Raw genomic sequence first — 9,692 nt, forward strand, 5'->3', positions numbered from 1 at the left:
GATCAACGCCGCCTTTCGTGGGTTTTCTGAGGGATCCGAGGGGGGTGGGCCGGCGGGTGGGCCTTCGTGTCCCGTAGCAGGCCGGCGAGAGTGACGGCGATCGCGCCCGCCACGACCATCGCGACGAGTGGTGACAGCTGGCCCGAGACCGTCGTCAGGCAGAGGGCGCCGGTGAACGCCGTGATCGCGCCCAGCGTCGTGGCGACCGCACGGGTTCCCAGGCCCATACGGCGCAGCCGGTGCGACACGTGGTCGGTACCGCCCCGCAACGGCGGGCGGTTCGCCAGCAGGCGGGAGAGGAGGACCATGCAGGTGTCGACGGTCGCCATGAACGTCGGCAGGAACAGTCCGGCGATCACCCCGTCCGGGGACCGTCCCATGACCAGGACGGTCGCCGAGCAGGCCACCGTGAATCCGAGGAACAGCGACCCGGAGTCCCCCATGAACATTCTCGCGGGCGCCCAGTTGTGCGGCAGGAAGCCCAGGCACGCGCAGGCGAGCGCGCACAGGAGCACCGCGAGCGAGGTGTGGCCCTGGAGCAGGGCCGTGGCCGCGAGGAGGCCGGCGGTCACGGTGGTGACGGTTCCCAGCGCGCCGTCCATGTTGTCCAGCAGGTTGAAGGAGTTCGTCATCACGATGATCCACACCACGGTGAGGACGCTGTCCAGCCACGTTCCGGTGACGGTCGCCTGGACGCCGGAGAACACCACCCCGATCGCCACCGCGGTCTCCACGATCAACCTGGTGACCGCGGGCAGGGGGGTGATGTCGTCGATCAGGCCGAGGAGGGACACCGTGGCGGCGGCGAGGAGGATCGCGATGATCTGCAGATCGGCGAGGCCGAGCACGATCACGGTGGGCACGGTCGTGCCCACCGTGATCGCGACACCGCCGAGGTACGGGGTCGGGCGGGTGTGGGCCTTGTGCCCGCCGGGGCGGTCGGTGAGATCCCACCGCAGCGCCAGACGCCCCAGCGGCACGGCGGCCGTCGCGCTGAGCAGGAAGGCCGCTCCCGCGACGAGGGCGATCGTCCCGCTCACCGCGGGAACGCCGCCGGATCGCCGGAGGCCTCGCCGATGATCTCGGTGAGGATCTGGTCGAGAGAGCGCCGCGGAGTCCAGCCGGTGAGCGCGCGGAGCTTCGCGGTGTCCGGAACCCTGCGGGTCATGTCCTCGAATCCCCGCTCGTAGGCCTGGGAGTAGGGGATGAGATCGACCCCGGAGGTGGATCCGGTGAACTCGATGATGAGTTTCGCCAGTTCCATGATGCTCACCTCGTCGCTGGAGCCGATGTTGAAGGTCTCACCGACGGCCCTGTCCTCGTCGAGCAAGCGCAGCAGCGCGTCGACGATGTCCGAGACGTGTGCGAAGCAGCGGGTCTGGGTCCCGTCGCCGAAGACCGTCAGGGGCGTGGCCGACAGGGCCTGCCGGACGAGGCTCGGGATCACCATGCCGTAGGTCGGGCTCTGCCGCGGTCCCACGGTGTTGAACAGCCGGACGACGATCGTCGGCAGGCCGCGCTCCTTGTGATAGGCGTTGGCGAGGATCTCGTCGACGGCCTTGGCGGTGCTGTAGGCCCATCGGACCACCGCGGGGCTGCCGAGGATGCGGTCGGCGTCCTCGCGCAGCGCGCCGGAGGAGTTCTTGCCGTAGATCTCGCTCGTGCTGGTGACCAGGATCTTCTTCCGGTATCGGTGCGCGGCCTCGATGACGATCTCCGAACCCCGGATGTTGGTCGTCAGCGACCGCAGCGGTTGCTCGACGATCAGCTTGACGCCGACCGCGGCCGCCATGTGGACGACGACGTCGCATCGGTGGACCAACTCGTCGACCATGAGTTCGTCCAGGACCGAACCGTGCACGAAACGCAGGGCCGGATGAGGGCGCAGGTTCTCCAGCCGTCCCGTCGAGAGATTGTCCAGGGCGATGACGGAGTCACCGCGCGCGAGCAGCGCGTCGGCCAGATGCGATCCGATGAATCCGCTTCCGCCTGTTATTAGATATTTAGTGCTTGATGTCGTGCTCACGGGGTTCTCCTCGTCACGTTCTTGGAGGGAGATCTCTGTTGGCGGGAAGGAGGCGGTGGATCACGCGTAGCCGGCGACCTGCGCCCCGATGGCCGGGGCCTGAGTCCTCTCGAACCAGGCCACCGTCGTGCGGAGCCCGTCCTCAAGCGGGACGGGACACACACCGGGGAACAGTTCGCGCAGCCGACGGGGAGAGGCCTGGGACTGCCGGATGTCGCCCGGCCGGGGTGGCAGGCAGGTCTCCTCGACGGGGCGGCCGAGTATCTCGGCCAGGACGCCCATCAGGTGCCGGAGGGAGACGAGGGTCCCGAACGCCAGGTTCACCGGCTTCGTGCTGGTCATCCGGCGCGCGGCCGCGTCGGCGAGGACCTGGGTCACCGAGCCCACGTAGGTGAAGTCCCGCGACTGGAGGCCGTCGCCGTGCAGCGGGACCGGCTCGCCCCGCAGCGCGGCGGAGACGAACGCCGGGATCACGGCCGCGTACGCGTGTCCGGCGCTCTGCAGCGGGCCGTAGACGTTGAAGAAGCGGAACGGCAGGACCGGCAGGCCGTAACTGTGCGCGTAGGCCAGTGCGTACGCCTCCGCGGCGAGTTTGCCGGCTCCGTACGGGCTGAGCGGTCTGGTGGGCAGGTCCTCGTGCTTGTGGGATTCGGGACTGTCGCCGTACACCGAGGACGAGGAGGCGAGGATCACGTGCGGTCTGCTCGCGCGACACGCCTCCAGCACGTGCAGGGTGCCGGTCGCGTTGACGGCGTGCGAGGCCAGCGGGTCGGCCAGGGAGCGGGGCACCGACGGCCGGGCGGCGAGGTGGATCACGTGTGTGGCACCGGCCACCAGGTCCGTCAGCAGGTCTCGGTCCAGAATGCTGCCCGTCACCACCGTCGCCTCGACGCCGTCGAGATTGGTGAGATCCCCGCTGCTCAGATCGTCCAGCACCGTGATGTGCCCGACCTCGGGCCTGGCGGCCAGCGCCCGGCACATGTGCGCGCCGATGAAACCGGCGCCGCCTGTCACCAGCACTCTCATCGTGCGTTCCCCTCCGCCACGAGCCGGCGGCCGCCCTTCCCGCACAGCGACCGGTAGAGGTGCTCGGTATCGGAGACGAGGCGATCCACGCCGAACGCGTATCGTGTCCACTCCTGGGCCGCCTCGCCCATCTGGCGGGCCAGGCCCGCGTCGCGGAGCAGATGGACGGTGTGCGCCGCCAGTTCGGCCGGGTCGGTCGAGGCCAGCAGACCGGTGTGGCCGTCCCTGACGACCTCGGCGACGCTTCCCACCCGGGTGGAGACGACCGGCGTGCCCGCCATGCCGGCCTCGATGAGGCTGAGCGGGGTCCCCTCGTTGTCGGAGGTGAGCACGACCACGTCGGCGGCGGCGTAGACGGTCTCTACGTCCTTCCTCCAGCCGAGCAGGTGAAAGGAGTCGCGGACGGGCTCGACGTCCCGGGTGACCTGCCGCTCCAGGTCGCCGCCCCCGCATACGACGAAGCGGCAGCCGGGGATCTGCCTGGACACGGCGTCGGCCACGGCGAGGAACCGGTCGGGCCGCTTCACCGCGGTGAGGCGGCCCACGTACGCCACGATCGGCGCGTCCGGAGGCAGTCCCAGCGCGGCGCGTGCCGTCCCGCGGTCGGGGATCGGTTTCAGCCGGACACCGGGAGGGATCACCACGTACTGCGAGGGGCGCCCGATCCCGGCCTGGAGCAGATCGTCCCTGACCTGGGCCCCCACCGTCACGAGCCGGTCCGACACGGAGGCCAGGAGCCGTTCCGACCGCACGTAGAGCTCGCGCCTGACCGGGGAGAAGTAGCCGTGCAGGAGATGTCCGTGGAAGACGTGCACCCGGGCCGAGCCGACGCCGGCCAGGCGGGAGGCCACCCTGCCCAGGGCGCCCGCCTTGGCCGTGCGGGTGTGGACGATGTGCGGACGGAACGCCCGCATGGCGCCGATCAGCCAGAAGAGCGCGCGGTAGTCGTCTCCGGGTCTGACCGACCGGCCGAGGCCGGGGACCCGCTGGACCTGTGTCTCCGTCCCGTGCAGCCGGAGGTGGTCGCACTCCTGGCCGTCGACGTAGCCGGTGTAGAGGCGGTGGTCGAATTCCTTCGCGTCCAACCCCTCCGACAACCCCGACACCTGCGTGGCGGGGCCGCCGACGTTCATTCGGGCGATGATTTCCATGACACGAATCCGGCCGTCCGGCTTCATGCGGGCTCCTCGGTGACAGGCCTGGTTCACGTTGGAGAAACTAGTTCGCTCTTTGGGTTGTTCGCCGACACCATCACGGTGATGGCGCGATGTTTTTCCTATTCCCTACCTAGGCATGATCTAGCTGGGTCGTCCCAAGTGTTCGCAGTCCGCCCGATGATCCCTATCGGGTCCGATGGCTTTGCGAGTGGCCGCGCGGGAAATATGGGCGAATTAGCCTTTTTTGTATTTCTGCGTTTCGATGCCGGCAGATCACTCGCGCTCTGGACAACCGAGGTCGGTGATACGCCGCAACGACCCGATCCAGAAAGCCGTGCCGAGCGTGGCGACGGCGAGCGTTCCCCACGCGAAACAGAGCGACGCCTGGAACGGGCCCGAGGTGGTCCGGCTGCCGACGAGGAGCACGCCCAGGAGCATGCCCCCCTCCGCCAGGAGGTACGCGAGCCGCCGGCCGGGCCTGCCGAGGGCGAGGGGGAGCACGTTGGACCAGCAGACCGCTCCCTTCACGCAGGCGGCGCCCAGGAGCACCACGGCGACCACGCCGAGGTGGGCGTAGCCGGGGCCGTAGGCCATGCCGATGACGGCGTCGGTCACCGGGAGCGCGACGGCGATGGTCACCGCCCCGGCCGCGGCGAGCAGCAGGGTGGTGCGCGTGACGTCCCGGATGATGGCTGCCCTTCCCGCTCCCGCCGTGGCGCTCCGGATGATCCGGGGATAGAGCATCGCGGCCACCGGGATCGCCAGGTTGGCGTAGAAGCGGCCGGGGGCCGATGCGATCTTGAGGATGGTCACCAGGGTCGGTCCGCCCAGCAGGCCGGCCAGAGTGAGGATGCCCGAGTCGGAGATTCCGGCCACGCTGGTGCCCATGGATGTCTTCACGGTGAAGGCGACCATGCCCGAGGGCAGCCGGACTCGTGCGACCGCCGGTCCCATTCGTGCGAGGAGCCCCCGGGTCGCCAACAGGTAGAACACCACCGCCATCACCAGCGCACCCGCGGCCTGCCCCCCCAGGTAGAGAAGGGGCCCTCCAAGGAACAACCCGCCAAGGGACAGCCCGAACGACAGGACCGCGCATCGCGTCCTGAGCGTGCCCAGAGCGCGCAGCCGGTCTGTCAGCGCGAAGGCCGCGCCCGCTGTGCCGTACGACGCCATGGACCCGCGTGTGACGATCGCGAGAGCGAACATGAGCGCGAACTCGTCCGACAGGGAACCCAGCAGACGCGCGGCCAGCACCGCCACGAGACCGACACAGGCCGCGGCCACGCCGATCGCCACGTCCCAGTGCATCAGGCGCATGAACAGCGAGGAGCCCTGCCCGCTCCGTTGCTGCTCGATGGGGACGAATCGCTGGGCGGCGTTCTCCAGGCAGGGGTCGCACAGGAGAAACCAGACGGTCGCCACAGACTGGGCGAAAATGACCTGACCCGATGTCTCACTCCCCGTCAGGCGTACCAGGGCGATCAGGCTGAGAGTGGGAAGAACCGCCTCGCCAAGGCCGGCGGCGGTCAGCGATGTGAAGGTCCGCAGATGGCGCCCGCCGGGTGGGCGCATCCGCTGGACGGCACGTCCGAGAGTGGTGACCATGTCCTACGAGCAGACCTCGTCGTAGAGCCTGTCGAACCAGGCGGCCGCCCGGCTGATGTCCACGAGCTCGGCGCTTTCCCGCGCTCCTTCGCGAAGGCGTGCGTGGATCTCCGGTCGCGTCGCCCGCAGGATGCCCTCGGCGAGGGCGGCTGGGTCCCCCGGCCTGACGAGGAGGCCGTTCCTCCGGTCCTCGATCAGATGGGGCACCCCGCCCACGGCGGTGGACACGACGGGCACGCCCGCGGCGAGAGCCTCCATGACGACCACGGGCAACCCCTCGTACGAGGAACTGAGCACGAGCAGATCGGAGGAGGCGATGAGCCGGTCGGCGTCGGGCACGTGACCGAGCAGGCGCACGTTGCCCAGGCCGAGATCCTCGACCCGGCGAGCCACCCGCGCGTGCAGGGGACCGGATCCGGCGAGCAGGAACACGGGACGGGGGTCTCGCTCCCCGACCCTCGCCGCGGCTTCGACGAGTAGCTCGTGGTTCTTCTGCGCGCGGAAGTTGGCGACGTGCACGACCAGGAAGGAGTCCGGGGAGACGTTCCACTCTCGCCTCGTCTGTTCCGATTGAGCCGCCCAACGGCGTTGTTCGGCGACGTGGACGCCGTGCACGCGAACGGACAGGCCCCGCGAGCGCCTGCCGGTGCGAGCGCGGGCGACCTCGGGGGAGACGGCCACGGTCCGGATGTCCAGCCATCCCGTCGCCCGATCGAGCAACATCGTCGGCAGGCGGTAGCGCACGTTGTGCACCGTCGAGACCAGGGCCGGGCGAGGACTCAACAGCTGGGACACGGGCCGCAGGAGCGACGCGGGAAGGGGCGAGTGGATGTTGAGAACGTCGGGTTCGAGCCTTCGCACCACGTACGCGAGGCGGGCCAGGCGGAGCCAGCGCGGGCACGAGGTGAGGTCGACGACCCGGATGCCCGCCGATCGCAGCCGCCCGCTCAGTTCGTGGGTGGAGGCACGCAGGCATACGACGGTGTAGCGCTTGCCCGTCGGGGGAGCGGAGAGCAGCCTCTCGACGAGCAGGACCTCCGCGCCGCCCACGTCCAGCGTCTTGATCACTTCACAGACGTGCAGGCCGCTCATGACGCGCCCGCCTGGGCGAGGGGGCGGTCGGCGATGAGCGTCTCGTACCATTCCCCGATGCGGTCGCCCACCATCCGCCAGTCGAGGTTCGACACGGCCCGCACGCCGCGTTCGGTCATCTCAAGGCACAGCGCCTCGTCGTCGAGGACCGATCGCAGGTGCGCCACCAGGTCGTGCACGGATCCCGACCGGAAGACGCGGTAGGCGGAGCCGTCCGCCACGACCGCGCCGAGTGAGGCGTCGGACGAGACGATGACGGCGGTGCCCAGCGCGAGGGCCTCCAGGAGGGCGAAGGGAATGCCCTCGCCGATGGCGGGAAGCCGCTGGGAGGCGTGCACGACCACCTGGGCCCGGCTCACCAGCGAGTACACGTCGTCGGCGGGGATGTGCCCGGTGAACTCGATTCCCTGCCCCGTCCCGGCGAGCCGTTCAAGCCGGGCGCGTTCCGGGCCGTCACCCGCGATGACGAGGCGCGCGCCGGGGTGGTCGGTCCGTAGCCGGTGGAAGGCCTCAACGGTCAGCGCGTGGTTCTTCACCTTCACCAGCGAGCCCACACTGACGATCAGTCCTGGTTCGACCGGATGTCTCTCCCGGAATCCGGCGAGGTGATCGAGGTTCAGGCCGCCGGGTATGACCCGCATCCGCCGCTCCGGCACGCCGGCCGCCAGCAGGTCCTCCCGCGGCCGTTCTCCGGCCACGATGAATCCGTCGGTGTGCCGGAAGGCCCACGGCATGATCCGCCGGTGACGCACGGTGAGGGCACCGTGGACATGGATCAGGAGGGGGATCCCCGCTCGCCGTGCGGCGGAGCCGAGGCCGAGTGCCTCGCGGTGGTCGCCGTGCGCGTGCACGATGTCGATCCGGTGTGCCCGGCGGAGCGTCCGCGCGCACTCCATGGCGAAGGCGATCACATCCGACCTCCTTGAGACGGCGCGGCTGGCAGCGGTCCGTGCCAGCGGAAACGCCTTCGCGCCGCCGGGGACGTCGCCGCGCCGGTGGGCGACGACCACCTCGTGCCCGCGCAGCATCTGCTCGTGGCTGAGGCGCTCGATATAGCGCTCCTTTCCTCCCGGCTCGGGTGGAAGTCGGTATCCGATGTGCAGAATCCTCATGTCAACCTCCCTGATGGGCTCGGTGTCCTTCCGGCCCGGCTCGCCGGGCCGACGCGTCGTCACCCGGTGGGTCGTCGTCGGCGCCTGGGGAGACCTCGTGCTCCGGGATCCGGTAGACGGCGCAGTCGCCGGAGCGGAACCGCAGTTCGGCGAAGTCCCCGATCCTGGAGGTCCGGCCGGTGCGGCGCTCGTCGGCGAAGAGCCAGCGCACCCCGTAGCGCTCGCGCAGCCGCCCGATCGTGGCCGCCGAGGGGGCCTGGAAGGCGGCGTCGTTGAGGGCGAGCCGCTCGCCGTCCCAGAACGGCAGGCGCTCCGGCAGGGACCCCGGCCGCCAGCGGCTCGTGTTCGCCGCGGTGTAGGTCCATCCCTCGACCAGCACCCGCCGCTCCGACAGGGCGGCCACCCAGGACTGGCGGCTGTCGCACGGGTTCTCGTACCCCCAGCGGCAGTGCGCGTTCGTGGCGACCAGGTCGTCGGGGTCCGAGTGGGCGCGCAGCCACCGGCCGGCCTCCAGGGCACCCAGAGGGACGGGTGAGGCCACCGGCCTGACCGGGGGAGAGCCGTTTCCGATGAGGCGGTCCATGACGGAAAGGACACGCGCGTGCCCGTAGGCGGGCAGGCCGATGGCCGCGAGCATGATGGTGACGAGGGCACATCCGCGAAGGCCGCCGCACCTGACGACCAGGACGGCGGACACCAGGACGACGGCCACCGCAAGCACGATGTACGGCCGGTAGAGGACGGTGTCCCCCTCACCGGGACCGAGGGGGATCCTGACGCCGCACAGGACGGGAATCGCATAGGCGGCGACCGCTCCGGCGCCGGCCGAGCACATCGCCACTCCGGGTGAAACCCGTGCACGCCGCAGGAGGACGAGGATCCCGTAGACCGCGACGATCACCAGGTAGGGATAGGCGCCCCAGAGGAAGAAGAGCTGGCTCCTGCCCGGGTGCCCGAGCAGGAGCGCCGCGCCCATGCCCGCCGCGCCCATGCCGAGCAGGAGGACCACCGTCGGCCGCAGGAGCAGTCTCGGCCTGCACAGCAGCCCGAGGATCCCGCACCACGCGACGGCCCAGCACAACAGGTAGAGCGACGCGACGGCGAGCACCGAGGCCGACGGAGGGCTCACCTGCTCGCCCAGGCCGGTCAACTCGCCCCACGCGGCTCGCGCGAACGAGAGGGGGTCGACGACCAACCCTTGCCGCACCCGGCCGAACAGCGTCACCTGCGCGCTGAGGAAGCACACCGCGGTCATCCCGAGCGCGACGAGCGCGGGCCACGGCACCCGGCGCCGCCTGATCACCTCGACCGCGACCACCGCCAGCAGGCCCGCCGCGAGCAGGGGCAGGTAGACGGCCTTGGCTCCCATGACCGCCACCATGAACACGCCGAGCAGGAGCCATCTGCCGACGTCACGTCTGCGTCCTTCGAGGAGGTCGACGAGCAGCAGGACGACCGGGGCGAACAGCAGAGCCCCGAACGCCTGGGTGGGGCTCGTCCATGAGGCGTCGGGAATGCCTCCCCAGGTGAACAGATCGCTGCTACCCAGGTAGAGGCTCGCCGCTCCGACCGAGATCGAGCCCGTGATGGCGAGGAGTGTGGCGGGGTGGGAGCGGGTGAGGCGGTGGGTGATCATGGCCAGGAGGATGGTCAGGGTGAACATCATGGGGAGCA

Annotated in this window: 8 protein-coding genes; all 8 read right to left on the reverse strand. The window is 70.2% G+C overall.

From position 1 onward, the window contains the following. Window positions 1-2 precede the first annotated feature (2 nt). Window positions 3-1,040, reverse strand: coding sequence for an MraY family glycosyltransferase (locus AB0B90_RS16270; RefSeq protein ID WP_350946842.1), 1,038 nt, complete (start codon window positions 1,038-1,040; stop codon window positions 3-5). Further along, the gene (locus AB0B90_RS16275; protein ID WP_350946843.1) at window positions 1,037-2,026 is read right to left on the reverse strand and encodes a GDP-mannose 4,6-dehydratase; all 990 of its coding nucleotides are present in this window, start codon (window positions 2,024-2,026) and stop codon (window positions 1,037-1,039) included. The genes AB0B90_RS16270 and AB0B90_RS16275 overlap by 4 nt, the downstream gene beginning before the upstream one ends. 60 nt (window positions 2,027-2,086) lie before the next feature. Next, window positions 2,087-3,052 (reverse strand): NAD-dependent epimerase/dehydratase family protein, encoded by a 966-nt coding sequence (locus tag AB0B90_RS16280; protein WP_362923145.1) that lies wholly within the window; start codon window positions 3,050-3,052, stop codon window positions 2,087-2,089. Next, window positions 3,049-4,230, reverse strand: coding sequence for a glycosyltransferase (locus AB0B90_RS16285; protein WP_362923147.1), 1,182 nt, complete (start codon window positions 4,228-4,230; stop codon window positions 3,049-3,051). Before AB0B90_RS16285 ends, AB0B90_RS16280 begins: the two co-directional genes overlap by 4 nt. A gap of 252 nt (window positions 4,231-4,482) precedes the next feature. Continuing rightward, window positions 4,483-5,814 carry a hypothetical protein gene (locus AB0B90_RS16290; protein WP_362923149.1) on the reverse strand — a complete coding sequence of 444 codons (1,332 nt, stop codon included), beginning with the start codon at window positions 5,812-5,814 and terminating at the stop codon, window positions 4,483-4,485. 3 nt (window positions 5,815-5,817) lie between these two features. Next, entirely contained in the window at window positions 5,818-6,906 is a 1,089-nt protein-coding gene (locus AB0B90_RS16295) for a glycosyltransferase (protein ID WP_350946847.1), read from the reverse strand. Further along, a complete protein-coding gene (locus AB0B90_RS16300) occupies window positions 6,903-8,018 on the reverse strand; it encodes a glycosyltransferase family 4 protein (protein WP_350946848.1) in 1,116 nt (371 codons plus the stop codon). The genes AB0B90_RS16295 and AB0B90_RS16300 overlap by 4 nt, the downstream gene beginning before the upstream one ends. Before the next feature lies 1 nt (window position 8,019). Next, window positions 8,020-9,692 (reverse strand): hypothetical protein (locus tag AB0B90_RS16305; RefSeq protein WP_350946849.1); only part of this gene is annotated, 1,673 nt, incomplete at its 5' end.

This window comes from Streptosporangium sp. NPDC049078, assembly GCF_040648855.1.
GTDB lineage: Bacteria > Actinomycetota > Actinomycetes > Streptosporangiales > Streptosporangiaceae > Streptosporangium.